Genomic DNA, 18,682 nt, shown 5'->3' with positions numbered 1-18,682 from the left:
GCCATGTTTGAGATCTTCACGCGTTTTGCCGACTGGCTGGTTTATGAGCTGATGGGCCTGTCGCCGGACACCAAGTTGGGTGATGCGCTGCACTTTTTTGTCGAAGATGTCAGCAAGATCTATGTGCTGCTGGTGGTGATGATCTATGTGATCGCTCTGGCGCGGGCATCCCTGAACGTGGAGCGGGTGCGTGATTTTCTGGCGGGGCGGCATCGCGGGGTAGGGTATGTGCTGGGCTCAGGCTTTGGCGCCATTACGCCGTTCTGCTCCTGTTCCAGTATTCCCGTTTTTCTGGGTTTTACCTCGGCCGGCATTCCGGTGGGGATCACCATGTCATTTTTGCTCACCTCACCGTTGATCAACGAAGTGGCGGTGTTATTGCTGATGAGTTTGCTGGGCTGGAAGTTCACCCTTCTGTATGTGTTGGTGGGCATGGCAGTTGGCATTCTGGGCGGTGTGTTTCTGGATCAGATTCGCGCCGAGCGCTGGCTGCAGTCTTTCGCACAAAAGGCACTGGAACGCGGGCGTCAGCAACAGAGTGTGCAAAGTGGCCCTGTGGCCAAATTGAGTTTCAACGAGCGTCATCAATTTGCCAAAGGCGAAACCTGGGAAATCTTCGGTCGGGTCTGGAAGTGGGTCATCATCGGGGTTGGCCTTGGGGCTGCTCTGCATGGCTTTGTGCCGGATGGCTGGATTGAGGCGCACCTGGGTGATGGCCAGTGGTGGTCGGTACCGGCAGCAGTCGCCTTGGGTATTCCTCTGTACTCCAATGCCACCGGCGTAATTCCGGTGATGGAGAGCCTGATCGTAAACGGCCTGCCCATCGGCACTACACTGGCATTCTGCATGAGTACGGTGGCAGCAAGCTTTCCCGAGTTTATTCTGCTCAAACAGGTGATGCAGTGGCGCCTGTTGGCGATTCTGTTTGTGGTGCTCCTGTCAGCGTTCACGCTGGTGGGCTGGATTTTCAATTGGCTGACGCCTTTTATTTAAGGCAAGAGGGTTAGGTATGAAACAGGTCAAGGTATTGGGCAGTGGCTGCAGCAAGTGCGTCAAAACAGCCGAAATCATCACTAAGGTGGCATCGGATCTGGGTATTGAGGTCAATGTCATCAAAGAGACGGATGCGGAAGCGATCATGAATTATGGCGTGATGAGCACGCCGGCAGTGGTGGTTGATGAGCAGGTCGTGTACAGCGGCAGTATCCCGGCCCAGGATGCTATTCGGGGCTGGCTGAGTTAAGCCGCTGCAGCCGTCTCTTATACACGTCGGTTTTTGCCGGCTGTTTATTTGAACAAACTAATCGGATACGAGTAGTGAGGTTATGGCCAAAATCAAGGTAGGTATCAATGGCTTTGGACGTATGGGGCGTCTGACCATGCGGGCGATTTTCGATCAGCCTGATGTTGAAATTGTTAAGATCAATGACCCGGCCGGCGATGCGGCAACGCTGGCGCATCTGATGAATTTTGATTCTGTTCACGGGCGCTGGTCTCACGAAGCAGTGGAGAGTGCCGAGGGTATGCAGGTTGGTGATCGGGCGATTGCCGTGACGGCCAACAATGCCATTGCTGATACCGACTGGTCCGGTTGTGATTTGGTGATCGAAGCCTCTGGCAAGATGAAGACCAAGGCACTGCTGCAGGCCTATCTGGATCAGGGCGTAAAACGCGTTGTGGTCACGGCGCCGGTGAAGGAAGAGGGGGTGTTGAATATCGTGATGGGCGTGAATGATGACCTTTACGACCCTGAGCAATTCCCGATCGTAACGGCCGCTTCCTGCACCACTAACTGTCTGGCACCGGTGGTGAAGGTGGTTCACGAAAAGCTGGGCATCAAGCATGGCTCCATGACCACCATTCACGACATCACCAACACCCAGACTATCCTGGATGCGCCGCACAAGGATCTGCGCCGTGCCCGTGCCTGTGGCATGAGCCTGATTCCTACTACTACCGGCTCGGCAACCGCCATTACGCATATTTTTCCTGAGCTGAAGGGCAAGCTGAACGGCCACGCGATTCGCGTACCTCTGGCTAATGCCTCGATCACCGACTGTGTTTTTGAGGTTGAGCGTGAAACCTCTGTTGACGAGGTCAATGCGCTACTCAAGCAGGCTGCAGAGGGAGAACTGGATGGCCTGCTCGGTTTTGAGGAGCGCCCGCTGGTGTCGATCGATTACCGTACCGACCCACGCTCCAGCGTGGTGGATGCCCTGTCCACCATGGTGGTCAATGGTACTCAGGTGAAGTTGTACCTCTGGTACGACAATGAGTGGGGTTATGCCAACCGCACGGCGGAACTGGCGCTGAAGGTTGGGCGACTGGATCTGGCCTAATCATGCTGGTTGCTGGTTGCTGGTTGCTGGTTGCTGGTTGCTGGTTGCTGGTTGCTGGTTGCTGGTTGCTGGTGCCGCCGGCCAAATGCAGGCCTTCCGGTGACACGCAATTGGCATCCATGCCGCTCGACGGCGCCGTCCCTGGCGCCGACGGTCACCGGTAGACCTGCCTTTAGCCTCTGAGAGTTGGGCGCGAGGTTTCGGGCAGGCCTGAATTTGGCACTCAGGTTACCGAGGGTGATGGGCAGCCGGTATCCGACTGAAGGGCGCCATGGATGGCGCCTTTCAAGCGAACAGGGATGTGACAGCGTGTCGGGTAACGGCTATCCAGCGGCCGACATGCCCAAGGTTGAAGCACCAACTGCATACAATGAACGAGAAATAACCATGCTGAGCCAGCTTTCCCCTGCCATTCGCCAGTATCTGGTGGTGACCGGTAACTATTGGGCATTCACCCTGACCGATGGTGCCTTGCGCATGCTGGTAGTGCTGCATTTTCATGGTCTGGGATACTCGCCGCTGGAGATCGCGCTGCTGTTTCTGTTCTACGAGGTCTTCGGGGTCATCACCAACCTGGTCGGCGGTTGGCTCGGTGCTCATCTGGGGTTGAATCGCACCATGAACATCGGTCTGGGCCTGCAGGTGGTGGCATTGGCGATGCTGCTGGTGCCTGCGGCCTGGCTTACGGTGCCCTGGGTGATGGCGGCACAGGCGCTGTCCGGTATCGCCAAGGATCTCAACAAGATGAGCGCGAAAAGCTCGATCAAGTTGCTGGTCCCTGAAAATGCGCAGGGCACTCTGTACAAATGGGTGGCCATTCTGACCGGTTCCAAAAATGCCCTCAAAGGAGCCGGTTTCTTCCTTGGCGGCGCGTTGCTGATGTGGCTTGGCTTTGCCGGTGCGGTGGCTGCCATGGCGATTGCATTGGCAATGGTGTGGCTGCTCAGTCTGGTACTGCTGAAAAAGGATCTGGGCAAGGCCAAAAGCAAACCCAGGTTCCGCGATATTTTCTCCAAAAGCCGTGCGATCAATATCCTGTCCGCCGCGCGCATGTTTCTGTTCGGGGCTCGGGATGTCTGGTTCGTGGTGGCGCTGCCCGTGTTTCTGTCACAAACGCTGGGCTGGAATCATAGCCAGACCGGCGGCTTTCTCGCCCTTTGGGTGATCGGTTATGGCATGGTGCAGGCCGTCGCGCCACGCATCACCGGCAAGGCGTCCGGGAAGGTCCCCGATGGGCGAGCAGCGACTGGCTGGGCGGCCTTATTGGCAGGTTTGCCGGCATTGATCGCGCTTGGCCTGATGTGGGGGATGGATCCTGCCTGGGCCTTGATGGGCGGTTTGCTGGCGTTTGGTGCGGTGTTCGCCGTGAACTCTTCACTGCACAGCTACCTGATTGTCAGCTATGCCGGTCAGGATGGTGTGTCACTGGATGTGGGCTTCTATTACATGGCGAATGCCATGGGACGCCTGATCGGCACGCTGCTGTCCGGATGGGTGTTCCAAATGGCAGGCCAGGGCAGTATTGGCCTGCAGGCCTGTTTGTGGATTAGCGCTGCGATGTTGGTGCTAACGGTTTTGATCTCCCTGGGGCTGCCCACACTGGCCCGAAATAAAGCGAAAACCGCGTCGGCTGAATAGGTCTTATATTTCATTAAAGTATAAATTTGTTAATATTTATTCTTTTATGGAATCAAAATAACCCTGTATCTTAGGGCCTTTTCACCGGATATGGGTTTACGCTGTGGAGTGGCAAGGCTGGTTCGCGCTGAGTTTAATGGTAGCTGCATTGGCGGCTCTGATCCTTACCAGGACAGGGCCGCATATCGTTATGATGGCGGTATTGGCAATGCTCAGCATCAGTGGTGTGCTCACCCCCAATGAGGCCCTGGCCGGGTTTGCCAACTCCGGTCTGGTAACGGTTGCCTGTATGTTCGTAATCGCCGCGGGCATTCACTCCTCGGGCGGCGTGGATATGCTGGTCAATAAGGTACTGGGCCGGCCAGAGGGTGTGCGCGGTGCCATGGGGCGTATCTTTGCGCCGGTGGTGCTGCTCAGTGGCTTTCTCAATAATACGCCGGTGGTCGCGACCATGATTCCGGCGATTCATGCCTGGTCACGCAAGATCAATGTGCCTGCATCCAAGCTGATGATTCCCCTCAGTTATAGCGCGATTCTGGGCGGCACGCTGACACTCATTGGTACCAGTACCAACCTGGTTGTGAACGGCCAGTATCAGGAACTGACCGGTGGCGAAGGCTTTTCGCTGTTCTCCATTACTACTGTGGCTCTGCCGGTTGTTATCGTCGGTGTGTTGTTCATCTGGGTTGTATTCCCTCGACTGCTGCCGGATCGCAGCGACAAGCGTGCCTTTGGCAACCTGCGTGAGTTTACGCTTGAAGTAGCCGTGGCTTCGGATGGGCCATTGGTCGGTCAGACCGTCGAGCAGGCGGGATTGCGTAGTCTGGACCGTGTGTACCTGGTCGAAATTGACCGCCGGGGCAATATCGTTACTGCGGTTTCCTCTGAAGAGAAGCTCCAGGGCGGTGACCGTCTGGTGTTTGCCGGTGATACCGAAGCCATCTCCGACCTGCTGCGCATTAATGGCGTGGTGCCATCACCGGAAAATGGCCACTCCGATACCCTGAATCAGGACCGAGCCGAGCGTTGCCTGGTAGAGGCTGTCGTCTCGCCGCACTGTGATGCGGTAGGGCACGCTATTCGTGATGCCCGTTTCCGTGACCGTTATGGTGCAGTCGTGCTGGCGGTCGCCCGCAGCGGTGAGCGTATTCAGGGCAACCTGGGCAGCATTCGCCTGGAAGCGGGTGATACCTTGCTGCTGGAGGCGCGCCCCGCATTTGTCAGCCGTCAGCGCTACAACAAGGATTTTCTCCTTATTAACGATCTGGATAAAACCCAGCCCCGCCATGAGCGCGCCTGGCTGGCCTGGGGAATTCTGGCTGCGCTGGTATTAGCCGCAGGTACAGGTCTGACCAGCATGCTGAATGCGGCCCTGATCGGTGCCGGTTTGATGGTGATGACCGGATGCTGCAGCGTGATGCAGGCAGAGAAAAGCCTGGACCTGACGGTGATTCTGACGATTGCGGCGTCTTTTGCACTGGGTGCAGCCTTGCAGAAAACCGGTGTGGCCACCTGGCTGGCCGGGGGAATTGTTGAGCTCAGCAGTGGAACGCCCTGGCTATTGCTGATTCTGACCTATCTGGCGGTATCTGTGCTGACGGAAATCATCACCAATAATGCTGCGGCTGTGCTGATGCTGCCGATTGTGTTGGAGATCACCGAGAAGGCGCAACTAAGCCATGAGCCTTTCATCTTTGCCATCATGATTGCTGCATCCGCCAGTTTTGCGACGCCGCTGGGCTATCAAACCAACCTGATGGTCTACGGACCGGGTGGCTATCGCTTTACCGACTTTCTGAAGGTAGGGGTCCCGATGAATCTGCTGGTTGCAGTGGTGACCCTGACGACGCTGCTGCTGGGCTGGCCGCTGAGCCAGTAACCCGGAGATCCAGGTTACTGGCAGCGGTTGGCTGGGAGGTAAATGGCTTAGGTAAACAGAATTACCGATGCCAGGCCTACACCACCCAGTACCAGCGTGTACGGCAGTGCCATGATCACCATGCGACCGTAGGACAGACGTACCAGCGGGGCGATGGCGGAGGTCAGCAGGAACAGGAAGGCCGCCTGACCATTGGGTGTAGCCACGCTGGGCAGGTTGGTGCCGGTGTTTATGGCAATCGCCAGCTGATCGAAGTGTGCACGGGTAATCTCACCCGCCTCCAGCGCCTGCTTCACCTCACTGATATATACCGTTGCCACAAACACGTTATCTGAAATCATCGACAACACGCCGTTGGCGAGGAAGAACATGCCTGGCTGCTGTTCCGGCGGCAGTGCCAGAACCCAGTTGATGATCGGGCTGAATAGATGTTGCTCGTGGATCACGGCAACGATGGCAAAAAACACCACCAGCAGCGCAGTAAACGGCAGGGCCTCTTCAAACGCCTTGCCAATCTGGTGCTCGTCGGTGACGCCGTTAAAGGAGGTGATCAGGATGATCACTAGCAGGCCGATCAAGCCCACTTCTGCTACATGGAATGCCAGGCCCAGTACCAGTACGACAGCAGCGATTGCCTGAATAATCAGGGCGGACTTCTGTGCCGGGGTACGCTTGGCGCGCTCGGCTTCAGCAAACTCATTCAGTACCCGCAGTACCGGGCGTGGCAGTTTGGCGCCGTAACCGAACAGCTGCAGCTTCTCCAGCAGTACACAGGTAAACAGGCCGGCGGCCAGAACCGGCATGGAAACGGGGGCCATCAGCATGAAAAACTCACCGAAGTTCCAGCCGGCCGTCTTGGCAATCAGCAGGTTCTGGGGCTCGCCTACCAGTGTGCAAACGCCACCCAGTGCCGTACCCACGGCGCTGTGCATCAGCAGGCTGCGTAGAAAGGCACGGAAACCTTCCAGGTCTTCACGGTGCAGATCGACAACTTCATGGTCGGAAACATGGTTGTGGTCCTTGTGCTGGTGGCCCTTGCCGGATGCCACCTTGTGGTAAACCGAGTAAAAGCCGACCGTCACGCTGATAATCACGGCCGTTACCGTCAGTGCATCAAGGAAGGCGGAGAGCAGGGCGGCGGTCATGCTGAACAGCAGGGCCAGCAGGTATTTGGAGCGCACGTTGAGCAGGATGTTGGTGAACGTCACCAGCAGCAGGCTTTTCATGAAATAGATGCCGGCTACCATGAACATCAGCAGCAGGATTACCGGGAGGTTGGCTTCTACCTCATGGTAGAGCGATTCGGGGCTGGTCATACCCAATAGCAGTGCCTCAATGGCGAGCAGGCCGCCGGGCAGCAGCGGGTAGCATTTGAGGGCCATGGCCAGGGTAAAGATGAACTCCCCGATCAGCAGCCAGCCGGTGGCCTGGGGGCCAAGAATCCAGAGGGCGATGGGGTTCACCAGGAGGAACATGAGGATGGTCTGCTTGTACCACCCGGGGGCATTCCCCAGGAAGTTGTGCGCAAAGGCACCGAGTTGTGTTGTTGGCATTATGATTTCTCGGTTTGACCGCCGGAGCAGCCGGGTTAAACAAAACCGGTGTCCATGACTGCTGCGACCACGCAGGGAGCAGCCAACAGAAAAGAATTTCCGTGTACAGGCGGAGGGAGGCGCTGAGCTGGAAGCTTTCCAAAGCTCAAGGTGGTTAGGTGAAGCGGTGAAACAGGCGCGATCGGAAAGCATGCGCCGATCAACCTGCAGCCCGTATCGGAACGGGCAGAACTTTATCACAGGCTTGTACGGGTATTCCATTAATAAATGCTGCACCTGCGTATCAATCTGACCAGCTCTTTGGTAGGGGGTCTTAGGTCGGGTGGGTCGCAGTCGACCGCAGGGTGGAACTGCTCCATAATCAAGCCTGTGACAATGACACAGGGACACATAATGACTTTCCAAATTGAATACTGGCACTGGGTCGTGTTCGGCATGCTGCTGATGATGGCCGAGATAGTCGTGCCCAGTTTTACCATCTTCTGGTTTGGCCTGGGGGCCATGGTGCTGGCGGCCTTGCTGGCGGTTCTGCCGGACTTGAGTCTGAGCATTCAAATGGTGGCCTGGGCACTGGTTTCCTGTGCTTTTGCGCTGGCCTGGTTCAAGTTCCTGCGCCCGCGCATGGTGGACCGGACCAAGGCAGGGGTGGCGCGTGAAGCTGTCATGGGCGAAACCGGTCAGGTGATTTTGGCTCCGCAGTCGCCACGGCGCGGACAGGTACGCTTTTCAACCCCGGTGCTGGGTGCGGATGAGTGGGAATTCATCTGTGATGAAGAGGTGGAAACGGGCGATCGCGTCATGATCGTCGATATTTCCGGTAATACATTGATTGTCAAAAAACGAGCCTAACCTGCACGCATGTGCAGCGATTAACTCTAACGGGAGGATAAGGATATGGTTTCCATCGATGGATTGGTGATGGCGGGTGTTTTTCTGGTGCTGGTCATCGTTACCCTGTTCTTGGGGGTGCGTACGGTACCGCAGGGCAGCAAACACGTTGTGCAGCGACTGGGCAAGTATCACAAGACTCTGGGGCCGGGTCTGAATCTGATCATCCCCTATATCGACACCGTGGCCTACAAGGTAACAACCAAGGATATCGTACTTGATATCCCGTCCCAGGAAGTGATCACGCTGGATAATGCGGTGATCATCGCCAATGCGGTTGCCTACATCAATATTGTTTCACCGGAAAAAGCGGTGTACGGGGTTGAGGATTACAGTCTCGCCATTCAGAACCTGGTGCAAACCTCCCTGCGTTCAATTATCGGTGAGATGAAGCTGGATGAAGCCCTGTCCAACCGTGACCAGATAAAGGCGAAACTGAAAGGAGCGATTTCGGACGACATTGCTGACTGGGGGATTACGCTCAAGACGGTCGAAATTCAGGACATCAACCCCTCTCAGACCATGCAGATGGCGATGGAAGAGCAGGCGGCTGCCGAGCGTCAGCGCCGTGCAACCGTGACCCGTGCGGACGGTGAAAAAGCAGCTGCGATTCTTGAGGCGGAAGGTCGACTGGAAGCATCCCGTCGTGACGCTGAAGCCAAGGTGGTGCTGGCAGAAGCGTCCCAGTCTGCCATCGAGAAGGTTACCTCAGCCATTGAAGGTAATGAGCTGCCGGTGATGTACTTGCTGGGTGACAAGTATGTCGACTCCATCAAGGATATGGCGCAGGCCGATAATGCCAAGGTAGTCCTGCTGCCGGGCGATATCCCGGCTGCTGTCCGCGGCATTATGGGCGGCTTCAGCAAGTAATCAGATCACGTACACCTGTGCGGCTTCCCGCTGCTGTTGCTGATATAGCGCCAGCAGCTCGGAGGCCGGCAGGGGTTTGCTGAACAGGTAGCCCTGATACTGGTGGCAACCGAACTCGGCCAGCAACGCCAGTTGCTGTGCTTCTTCCACCCCTTCAGCCGTCACTTTCAAATTCAGGTTCTCGGCCATTGAAATAATGGTGCGGCAGATGACGGCATCATCCTGGTCCACGGAAATTTCGCGCACGAACGACTGGTCTATCTTGAGCTTATCCAGTGGGAACCGCTTCAGGTAACTGAGGCTTGAATAGCCGGTGCCGAAATCATCAATGCTCAAATGCACACCCATGGCGTCCAGTTGGGACAGCAGGCTGGTGGTCTGGTCCACGTGTTTCATCAGAATGCTTTCGGTCAGTTCCAGCTCCAGCTGGTCTGGTTCCAGTCCATAGCGCTGCAGACAGTCGGCCACATGTTCGCAAAAGTCCGGATCCTCCAGCTGCAAGGCTGACAGGTTGACTGATACCCTCAGGTGAATGCCATTTTGCTGCCAGTGGTGCATCTGGGCGCAGGCTTGCTCAAGTACCCAGTCGCCGATATCACCAATCAGGCCACATTCCTCGGCCAGGGGTATGAAGCTGCCGGGTGAAACCATGCCATGGTCGGGCCGGTTCCAGCGAATAAGGGCTTCGGCGCCATCGATCAGGCCGGTTTTGATATCGACCTGAGGCTGGTAGTACAGCTCGAACTCTTCATGTTTGAGGGCGTGGAACAGGGCGTTTTCCAGCTCAACCCGTTCCAGCTGTTCGCGGTCCAGTTGGTGGTTGTAAAACTGGAAGCGGTTTCGTCCCTGAGCCTTGGCGCGGTACATGGCAGTATCGGCATGCTGGATCAGGGTCTGTGGCGTCGCCCCGTCGGCAGGGAACACGGCAATACCGGTGCTGCAGGAGATGCGCAGCTCATGCAGGCCAATATTCAGGGTTGGCTGCAGGGCTGTTTGTAAGGCGGTGACCGCGTTTTCGATCTCCCGGTCTGAGCGTATATTCGGCAGCATGACCACAAATTCGTCACCCCCGATGCGGGCAACAGTATTGTCACCATCTATGGCCTGGCGCAGGCGTTCGGCAATGCTCTTGAGCAGGATGTCGCCTTCATGATGCCCCAGAGAGTCATTGATATGCTTGAAGCGGTCCAGGTCGATAAACAAAACGGCCAGTTGCTCGCCACGCGCGCGCGATTGCTCGAGGTGGTCTTCCAGGCGCTGTTGAAACAGGTCCCGATTCGGCAGGCCGGTAAGGCCGTCATGTTGGGCCAGGTGGCGAATGCGCTCCTCAGCCAGGATGCGTTCTTCAATTTCGTGATGCAGGTCTGACACAACCTGCTCCAGCTTCCGTGTGCGCTCTTCGACGCGCTGCTCCAGTGCCTGGTGTGCATCCAGCAAAGCCTGTTCACTGGCGTGACGGTCGGTCACATCAAGCATGATCCAGATGGACCCTTGGCTGGGATCTTCCGGTGCGATAGCCTTGCTGCAGACATCGCACCAGATATGTTTGCCGTTCTTGCGTACCAGCTCGATCTCGGTTCGAAACGAGAGACCCTTGGCGAGAAACTTGCCGTAATACTGGCCCATCTCTTCCCAGCGGTCCTTGTTGGGATACCAGGTCCGGCTGCTGACGCCTTGCAATTCTTGCGGCGTGTAACCGAGCATTTCGGCAAAGCGCCGGTTGCAGCTGGTGACATGACGGTTCTGCAGAAATACGATACCGACCATTGCGTGGTCGAGAATCAGTTGCTGGTAGTGGCTCAGGGTTTTGAGTTCTTCCGAGGCTTTGCGCTGTTCGTCGATATCTTCAACGATCCAGATGGAGCCTTGTTCTGGCTGTGAGGGTTCTACCATCTTGCCGGTCAGGCGACACCAGAACCGGGATCCGTCCTGACGGCGCATCAGGCGTTCCGTCTGGTAACGCTCTCCGCGGGCCAGTATGGGGTAGGCCGCCTGGCCCAGGGCCTTGTGGCTGGCAGCGTCAGGGTAGAGGCTCATACTGGTCATGCCGCGCATGTCATCGGCTGATGCATAGCCGTGAATCTGCGCAAACTGGTGGTTGCAGCGTTGGATACGGCGGTCCAGAACGAAACAGATGCCCACGCCGGCATTGTCCAGAATGATCTGATGCTCATTAAGGAGGCTCGATGCCGAGGCTGTTCCGGACCCGTAAGGTGTCAGGTCAATTTTCAATTCGTTATTATCGTTATTCATGCATACAAGGCTGTCGAACAGGTGTTCTCAAGCAAGACTAACATGCTTTATCGGGTTAGAGCATAGTAACGACATACGACCTTGATGCAATATGCGGATTCACCCTGGCGGGGTTCGGATGTACTCGAACACCTGCAACTTAAGGAGTAGGGCATGAGGAAAAGTTACCGGCAGCCCACCTGGGCGACCCTCTCGGACGGTCGTCCACGGCGCGTGGGGTTTGAGCTGGAATTCACCGGGCTGACATTTGCTCAGGCTCGCGCAGCCATTCGTGGTGTGCTGCAAGGTGAGGAGCAGGTCCACTCACCCGTTGAAACGACCATAGAAACCGAGCATGGGAGCTTTCAGCTTGAGCTGGATTGGGCTCTGCTGAAGCAGGTTGCCAAGGAATATGCCGAGGAGAAGGTGACGCCGGACTGGCTCGATGGACTCAGTCGAGCCGCTGCGCTGGTGGTGCCCGTAGAGCTGGTATGCCCGCCCATCCCGCTGGACCAGCTGGACTCCCTGGATGATCTGGTTGCAACCCTGCGCAACGCCGGGGCTCAGGGCACCGATGACTCACTGGTTGCGGCGTTGGGCGTTCATATCAATGCCGAGATGCCGGATCTGGAGCCTCGCACCATTCTGTCCTATCTGAGAGCATACAGCCTGCTGCAGTGGTGGCTGGTGGATGCTCACGATGTCAATCTGACACGCAAGATGTCGCCCTATGTCGATCTCTACCCGGAGGAATATATCGACAGGCTGCTGCGTCAGGAAGTGGATGACGAGGATGCGCTGTTTGAGCTTTATCTGACCTACAACGCCACGCGCAACAGGGCGTTGGACCTGCTGCCGCTGCTGATGCATCTCGATGCAGACCGTGTCCGCGAAGCTGTAGATGATGACCGTATCCAGGCGCGTCCTGCGCTGCACTATCGTTTGCCCAATTGTGAAATCGAACGCGACGGCTGGGACCTTGCCAGGGAGTGGAATACCTGGTGGATGGTGGAACAGTTGGCTGCGGATGACGAAGCGATCAAGCGCCTGACGGCACGTTGGCAGGAGAGGTCGCGCCCGTTATTGGGTGTGAATCGTTCAGATTGGGTGAAGGATATGGGTTTATGGTTGCGCGAACGAGGGTGGCTGTAACCGGCAACGGTCGGCGCTGGTCGCCATCCTGGTGGTGTACGCGCCTGGCACTGTCACTGGTCGGTGCAGAGGCGGTGAGGGTCAGTGTGCGTCATCAGGTGCCGGAGCATTCCGTCGATGCACTGATCATTGGCGGTGGCGATGACATCAGTCCTGAGCATTACGGTGGTGATCTGGAAGCGCCGGTACGTACCGATCCTGAGCGCGATGAGTTGGAGATGCGCTGGATCGGCTATGCACTGGAATCAGGCTTGCCGATGCTGGGGATTTGCCGTGGTGCCCAGCTGATTAATGTGATGCTGGGTGGTCAGTTACATCAGGACCTGCGGGAGTTGCGTAAGCGCACCTATAACCGGCCCGGGCTATTGCCGACCAAACAGGTTCAGCTGGAATCACCCAGCCGCATGGCGAGTGTTTGTAATAAGGAGCACCTGCGGGTGAACAGTCTGCATCATCAGGCCGTGCGTTCAGCCGGGCGAGGGCTTCGTATTGTGGGTCGGGATCTGGATCAGATCGTGCAGGGGTTTGAATCTGAACACGATGACATCATGGGCGTTCAATGGCACCCGGAGTACCTCTGGTACATGCCTTCGCATCTGCGCCTGTTTCGCTGGCTGGTGAAAGCAGCGCAGAAATAACAACAAGCGCCAGATACGAAAAAGCCCCGTCAGTTGACGGGGCTTTTTCGTTAAATTCGATGGTGGTGGGAGGTGGATTGTTCCCCTTCGGGCCGTTGCGTCTGCGCCGCAACGTCGTCTCGGCACAAAGTGCCTCGGCTCGAACCACCTTCGCTGGTTCTCATCCACCTGTAGATTTCGCAGATACAAAAAAGCCCCGTCAATCGACGAGGCTCTTTCGTTAAAATCGATGGTGGTGGGAGGTGGATTCGAACCACCGAAGCTTGCGCGTCAGATTTACAGTCTGATCCCTTTGGCCACTCGGGAACCCCACCAGCGGAAGCGCATTCTATTGATCCGAACGTCTTTTGTAAAGCCCTCTTGCAGGGAAAAATGACTTGATTTGAGTATTCGCTGTTTTCGTGTTTTCTGCAGTTGGTATGAAAAAAAATCTTATTCAAAATGCCATGGAAAAAGCTTCGCTAAGGCCGCATAATCCGCGCCTTTCAGACGCATGGGGTCGGTCCGGTTACACGTGATAGGCCGATAAATCAATATTGAAATCCTCGCGTCAGAATCTATATTTAGTGCCCTGTAAGCGGTGCTGTACTACATCTTGTGTTTCTGCTCTGAAACTGGCCGGTTCGGGTGTTTGCTGTACAAAGCCTCCCGTTGCCTGTGACGCTTCAACATGGATGTAGTGAGACGGTTGCAGGGAAGGTGCCTCGCAGAGGCATGTGTATCAGAAATATTTGAACTGGAAGAGCGTGCAGAATGCAGCAAGATCTGATGGTTACCAAACGCGATGGTCGGCGTGAACTGATTGACCTTGAAAAGATCCATCGTGTCATTATCTGGGCCGCTGAGGGGCTCGAAAATGTGTCGGTATCCCAGGTTGAATTAAGTGCCCATCTGCAGTTCTACGAGGGAATCAAAACCTCGGACATCCACGAGACTCTGATCAAGTCCGCTGCAGACCTGATCTCCGAAGACGCTCCAGACTACCAGTACCTGGCAGCGCGTCTGGCCGTATTCCATCTGCGCAAGCGTGCCTTTAACGACTTTGAGCCGCCGCACCTGTACGACCATGTCGTCAACATGGTTGAACAGAAGCGTTACGATCAGCACCTGCTGAGCGACTACAGCCGTGAAGACTTTGATGAGCTGAATGATTACCTCGATCACAGCCGTGACATGAACTTCAGCTATGCCGCTGTTAAACAGCTGGAAGGCAAGTATCTTGTCCAGAACCGTGTGACCGGTGAGATTTATGAAAGCCCGCAACAGCTCTACATGCTGGTGGCGGCTTGCCTGTTTGCCAACTATCCGCGTGAGACGCGTCTGGACTACGTGAAGCGTTTCTACGATGCGACTTCCAAGTTCAAGCTGTCGCTGCCGACACCGATCATGGCCGGTGTGCGTACGCCGACACGCCAGTTCAGCTCCTGCGTGTTGATCGAGACCGGCGACAGCCTGGACTCCATCAATGCGACCGCTGCTGCGATTGTTAAATATGTATCCCAGCGCGCGGGTATCGGCATCAATGCCGGTGGTATCCGTGCAATCGGTAGCCCGATTCGTAACGGTGAAGCCTTCCACACCGGTTGTATCCCGTTCTACAAGCATTTCCAGACGGCTGTTAAGTCCTGCTCGCAGGGTGGCGTGCGTGGCGGGGCGGCGACCCTGTTCTACCCGATGTGGCATCTGGAAGTGGAATCCCTGCTGGTTCTGAAGAACAACCGTGGTGTTGAAGAAAACCGTGTACGTCATATCGACTACGGCGTGCAGATCAACAAGCTGATGTATCAGCGCCTGATCAAGGGCGAAAGCATCACGCTGTTCAGCCCGCACGAAGTGCCGGGTCTGTACGATGCCTTCTTTGCCGATCAGGATGAGTTTGAGCGTCTGTACCTGAAATACGAACAGGACGATAGCATTCGCAAGAAGAGCATCAAGGCCGTCGAACTCTTTGGTCTGATGATGTCCGAGCGTGCATCCACCGGTCGTATCTATGTTCAGAACGTGGACCACTGCAACACGCACAGCCCGTTCGATCCGCAGGTAGCGCCGGTCAAGCAGTCCAACCTCTGCCTGGAAATTGCGCTGCCGACCAAGCCGCTGAACGACGTCAACGATCCGGAAGGCGAGATTGCGCTCTGTACGCTGTCGGCCTTTAACCTGGGGGCTCTTGAAAACCTGGATGAACTGGAAGGTCTGGCTGACCTGATCGTGCGCGCATTGGACAGTCTGCTGGATTACCAGGATTACCCGATCCCGGCCGCTCGCAACGCCACCATGGCGCGTCGCACCCTGGGTGTGGGCGTTACCAACTTTGCCTACTACCTGGCCAAGCATGGTGTACGCTACTCCGATGGCAGTGCCAATGGTCTGGTGCATCGTACATTCGAAGCTGTTCAGTACTACCTGCTGAAGGCCTCCAACCAGCTGGCCAAGGAGTTTGGTTCTTGTCCGAAATTTGACGAGACCACCTACGCCAAGGGCCTGCTGCCGATCGATACCTACAAGCGTGATGTAGATAGCTACTGTGAAGAGCCGCTGCACTACTTCTGGGAAACCCTGCGTGAAGATATCCGCGAGTTTGGTCTGCGCAACAGTACTCTGACAGCGCTGATGCCCTGTGAAACCTCTTCACAGATCACCAACTCCACCAACGGTATCGAGCCGCCGCGTGGTTTTGTCTCCGTGAAGGCGAGCAAGGACGGCATCATGAAGCAGGTGGTGCCGGAGTACCTGGAGCTGAAAGATCAGTACGAGCTGCTGTGGGATATCCCGAATAATACCGGCTATCTGCAGTTGGTCGGTATCATGCAGAAGTTTGTTGACCAGTCTATCTCGGCCAACACCAACTATGACCCGACCAAGTTTACCGGCGAAAAAGTACCGATGAAGCAGCTGCTCCAGGATCTGCTGACTGCGTACAAGTTTGGTGTGAAGACGCTTTACTATCACAACACCCGTGATGGTGCCGGTGCTTCCGATAAAGCCGATGATGGCTGTGAAGGCGGCGCCTGCAAGCTGTAAAGCAGCACCTTCTCAAGCGATTCGCGTTTTGCCCCGGGCGTTCTGCCCGGGGTAGTAGTGTTTTTTCAGGACAAGGCATTCATGTCATATTCTACGTTCAGCCCCAGCAATCACGATGCCACCCGTGAACCCATGTTCTTCGGCCGTCCCGTTAACGTGGCGCGTTATGACAAGCAGAAATACCCGATCTTCGAAAAGCTGATCGAAAAGCAGCTGTCCTTCTTTTGGCGCCCGGAAGAGGTTGATCTGACCAACGACCGCAAAGACTTCATGGGCATGCCGGATCATGAGAAGCATATCTTCCTCAGCAACCTGAAATATCAGACGCTGCTGGATTCCGTGCAGGGCCGCTCGCCGAACGTGGCCTTCCTGCCGGTTGTATCCCTGCCCGAGCTGGAAACCTGGTTCGAGACCTGGGCGTTCAGTGAGACGATTCACAGCCGTTCGTACACGCACATTATCCGCAATATCATCACCGAGCCTTCGGAAGTGTTCGACCAGATCGTCACTAACCCGGAGATCATCAAGCGTGCGGAAGCGGTAACGCGCCTTTATGACGAATTCATTCAGCTGGTAAATGTTTTCAGCGTACACGGTGAGGGTACCCATCGTATTGAGGGTGAGACCTATGATGTCAGCCTCTACAACCTGAAGAAGAAGTTGTATCTGACGCTGGTATCCGTGAACGTGCTGGAAGCCATTCGCTTCTATGTCAGCTTTGCCTGCTCCTTTGCCTTTGCCGAGCGCGCCCTGATGGAAGGCAATGCCAAGATCATCAAGCTGATTGCCCGTGATGAAGCTCTGCACCTGACCGGTACCCAGCACATGCTGAACCTGATGGCATCCGGCGCTGATGATCCTGATTTCAAACAGATTGCTGTTGAGTGTGAAGATCAGGTGTATGCCATCTTCCGTGAAGCGGCCGAGCAGGAAAAGGACTGGGCCGAATACCTGTTCAGTGAAGGCTCCATGATTGGTCTGAATGCGCGCATCCTGGGTGACTACGTCGAGTACATCACCAATGTGCGTATGAAGGCCCTGGGGTTGAATGAGCTGTTCCCGGCGCGTCAGAACCCGCTGCCCTGGATGAACGGCTGGCTGGTCAGCGACAACGTCCAGGTTGCGCCGCAGGAAGCAGAGATCAGCTCTTATCTGGTGGGTCAGATCGACAACGATGTCGATACTGACGACTTTGACGGCTTCGATCTGTAATAGGGCGGGTTATGTCAGGCATACCAAGGATCAAGGTTAATAATTACCATACCTTCTTCTATCAGTATGAGTTCTCGTTGCTGGATGCACTGGAAGCCCAGAGCATTCCGGCGGCCTACAGCTGTCGCGGTGGCTACTGTGGTTGCTGCAAGGCACGGCTGCTGGATGGCGAAGTCGAGTATGTTCAGGACAGCCTGGTTGACCTTCAGGATGATGAAATTCTGACCTGCAGCTGCCGGCCGGTGAGTCACATTGAGCTGGAGCTGCCGGAGGACTGAGTTGAGCCTTTTACAGGCGAAACCGGACACCTTGAAGTGGGTCAATGATTCAACGTGATTTTAGAAAAATGCGCCTTGACAGGGCGCATTTTTTTTGGATTGTGCACATGCAGGGCGGACCTTGCACGAAGCCGGTGCATAACCGTCGAAAAAAAAATATGAAACGGTCTTGTAATATATAACTAATTGTTTTTATTGGTTTTTATTTCGAATTGAACAAAAAATTACCAATTCGCTGAAGGCCCTAAAATTGCTGGGCTGGGGCCGCTATTCCAAACATTATCCACTATTTTATCCACAGAAAATGTGAGTAACGGAAGGGCTAGAATTCGGTCTTTTCCTTGTAGTCGCAGAGGTCCTCAATCGGGCAGGAACCGCACTTGGGTTTGCGTGCCGTACACACATAACGGCCATGTAAAATGAGCCAGTGGTGGGCATCCACGAGAAAGGGTTTGGGAACATGGCGCAGGAGCTTCTTTTCCACGTCCAGTACCGTTTTACCAGGGGCAATGCCGGTGCGGTTGGAGACGCGGAAGATGTGGGTGTCCACGGCCATGGTCGGTTGACCAAAGGCGGTATTCAAGACCACGTTGGCGGTCTTGCGACCGACACCGGGCAGCTTTTCCAGAGCAGCGCGGTCCTGGGGCACTTCGCTGCCGTGCAGCTCAATCAACATGCGGCAGGTCTTGATCACATTTTCGGCCTTGGTGTTGAACAGGCCGATGGTCTTGATGTGCTCTTTCACGCCGTCGACACCCAGGGCCAGCATGGCTTCAGGTGTATTGGCAACCGGGAAGAGCTTTCGGGTGGCCTTGTTGACGCTGACATCCGTGGCCTGAGCCGAGAGTAGAACGGCAATCAACAATTCGAACGGGGAGTTATATTCCAGCTCGGTTTCGGGATTGGGGTTTTCCGCCTGCAGGCGGCTGAAGATCTGGTAACGCTTGTCGGCATTCATGGAAAAACGGTCGCTATTGGGCAA

15 protein-coding genes, 1 tRNA gene and 1 other RNA gene are annotated in these 18,682 nt (G+C 55.8%); 12 read left to right on the top strand and 5 right to left on the bottom strand.

Features of this window, described 5'->3' with window-relative positions; genetic code table 11:
* The first annotated feature begins 3 nt into the window (after positions 1 to 3).
* The 5 genes from BW956_RS00185 to BW956_RS00165 all read left to right on the top strand — a co-directional run bounded on the left by BW956_RS00185 (position 4) and on the right by BW956_RS00165 (position 5,856).
* Positions 4 to 993: a permease gene (locus BW956_RS00185; protein WP_076459923.1), complete on the top strand. Its 990-nt coding sequence runs from the start codon at positions 4 to 6 to the stop codon at positions 991 to 993.
* A gap of 16 nt (positions 994 to 1,009) precedes the next feature.
* Positions 1,010 to 1,243 (top strand): thioredoxin family protein, encoded by a 234-nt coding sequence (locus BW956_RS00180; RefSeq protein WP_076459921.1) that lies wholly within the window; start codon positions 1,010 to 1,012, stop codon positions 1,241 to 1,243.
* An 82-nt stretch (positions 1,244 to 1,325) separates the two neighbouring features.
* Positions 1,326 to 2,339, top strand: coding sequence for an ArsJ-associated glyceraldehyde-3-phosphate dehydrogenase (locus tag BW956_RS00175; RefSeq protein ID WP_076459920.1), 1,014 nt, complete (start codon positions 1,326 to 1,328; stop codon positions 2,337 to 2,339).
* Positions 2,340 to 2,726: 387 nt separating this feature from the next.
* A complete protein-coding gene (gene arsJ / locus BW956_RS00170; protein WP_076461231.1) occupies positions 2,727 to 3,977 on the top strand; it encodes an organoarsenical effux MFS transporter ArsJ in 1,251 nt (416 codons plus the stop codon).
* Positions 3,978 to 4,113: 136 nt separating this feature from the next.
* Positions 4,114 to 5,856, top strand: a complete 1,743-nt coding sequence (locus tag BW956_RS00165) for an SLC13 family permease (RefSeq protein WP_272941694.1) — start codon at positions 4,114 to 4,116, stop codon at positions 5,854 to 5,856.
* Between the two features lie 47 nt (positions 5,857 to 5,903).
* Here the strand turns inward: BW956_RS00165 and nhaB are convergent, their stop codons facing one another.
* Positions 5,904 to 7,409 (bottom strand): sodium/proton antiporter NhaB, encoded by a 1,506-nt coding sequence (gene nhaB, locus BW956_RS00160; RefSeq protein ID WP_076459918.1) that lies wholly within the window; start codon positions 7,407 to 7,409, stop codon positions 5,904 to 5,906.
* Positions 7,410 to 7,802: 393 nt separating this feature from the next.
* Here nhaB and BW956_RS00155 point away from each other — a divergent pair, with 393 nt between their 5' ends.
* On the top strand, positions 7,803 to 8,258 hold the full coding sequence (locus BW956_RS00155; protein ID WP_010322266.1) for an NfeD family protein: 456 nt from the start codon (positions 7,803 to 7,805) through the stop codon (positions 8,256 to 8,258).
* Between the two features lie 45 nt (positions 8,259 to 8,303).
* Positions 8,304 to 9,167, top strand: a complete 864-nt coding sequence (locus BW956_RS00150) for an SPFH domain-containing protein (protein ID WP_175611943.1) — start codon at positions 8,304 to 8,306, stop codon at positions 9,165 to 9,167.
* Here BW956_RS00150 and BW956_RS00145 read toward each other — a convergent pair whose 3' ends face one another.
* The gene (locus BW956_RS00145; RefSeq protein WP_076459916.1) at positions 9,168 to 11,420 is read right to left on the bottom strand and encodes a sensor domain-containing protein; all 2,253 of its coding nucleotides are present in this window, start codon (positions 11,418 to 11,420) and stop codon (positions 9,168 to 9,170) included. It abuts the gene before it with no gap.
* Positions 11,421 to 11,573: 153 nt separating this feature from the next.
* Here BW956_RS00145 and BW956_RS00140 point away from each other — a divergent pair, with 153 nt between their 5' ends.
* Both BW956_RS00140 and BW956_RS00135 read left to right on the top strand, forming a co-directional pair.
* Positions 11,574 to 12,551, top strand: a complete 978-nt coding sequence (locus tag BW956_RS00140; RefSeq protein WP_076459914.1) for an amidoligase family protein — start codon at positions 11,574 to 11,576, stop codon at positions 12,549 to 12,551.
* A complete protein-coding gene (locus tag BW956_RS00135) occupies positions 12,524 to 13,189 on the top strand; it encodes a gamma-glutamyl-gamma-aminobutyrate hydrolase family protein (RefSeq protein WP_076459912.1) in 666 nt (221 codons plus the stop codon). Before BW956_RS00140 ends, BW956_RS00135 begins: the two co-directional genes overlap by 28 nt.
* A gap of 60 nt (positions 13,190 to 13,249) precedes the next feature.
* Here BW956_RS00135 and BW956_RS00130 read toward each other — a convergent pair.
* Both BW956_RS00130 and BW956_RS00125 read right to left on the bottom strand, forming a co-directional pair.
* Positions 13,250 to 13,374: non-coding RNA, RtT sRNA (locus BW956_RS00130), on the bottom strand.
* A 45-nt stretch (positions 13,375 to 13,419) separates the two neighbouring features.
* Positions 13,420 to 13,503: transfer RNA gene (locus tag BW956_RS00125), tRNA-Tyr, on the bottom strand.
* 439 nt (positions 13,504 to 13,942) lie between these two features.
* On the opposite strand from BW956_RS00125, the gene nrdA reads away from it, so the two are divergent.
* From nrdA to yfaE, 3 genes are all read left to right on the top strand, one after another.
* Positions 13,943 to 16,210: a class 1a ribonucleoside-diphosphate reductase subunit alpha gene (gene nrdA / locus BW956_RS00120; protein WP_076459910.1), complete on the top strand. Its 2,268-nt coding sequence runs from the start codon at positions 13,943 to 13,945 to the stop codon at positions 16,208 to 16,210.
* Between the two features lie 81 nt (positions 16,211 to 16,291).
* Positions 16,292 to 17,422 (top strand): class Ia ribonucleoside-diphosphate reductase subunit beta, encoded by a 1,131-nt coding sequence (gene nrdB, locus BW956_RS00115; RefSeq protein WP_076459908.1) that lies wholly within the window; start codon positions 16,292 to 16,294, stop codon positions 17,420 to 17,422.
* 11 nt (positions 17,423 to 17,433) lie between these two features.
* Positions 17,434 to 17,700, top strand: a complete 267-nt coding sequence (yfaE, locus tag BW956_RS00110) for a class I ribonucleotide reductase maintenance protein YfaE (protein ID WP_010322273.1) — start codon at positions 17,434 to 17,436, stop codon at positions 17,698 to 17,700.
* Between the two features lie 322 nt (positions 17,701 to 18,022).
* On the opposite strand, the gene nth is transcribed toward yfaE, so the two are convergent.
* Positions 18,023 to 18,658, bottom strand: a complete 636-nt coding sequence (nth, locus tag BW956_RS00105) for an endonuclease III (protein WP_076459906.1) — start codon at positions 18,656 to 18,658, stop codon at positions 18,023 to 18,025.
* Positions 18,659 to 18,682: the final 24 nt, after the last annotated feature.

The organism is Marinobacterium stanieri, from assembly GCF_900155945.1.
GTDB classification, from domain to species: Bacteria; Pseudomonadota; Gammaproteobacteria; order Pseudomonadales; family Balneatricaceae; genus Marinobacterium; species Marinobacterium stanieri.
Note: the sequence above shows the minus strand (reverse complement) of the source record. Positions and strands in the feature narration are given on the sequence as shown.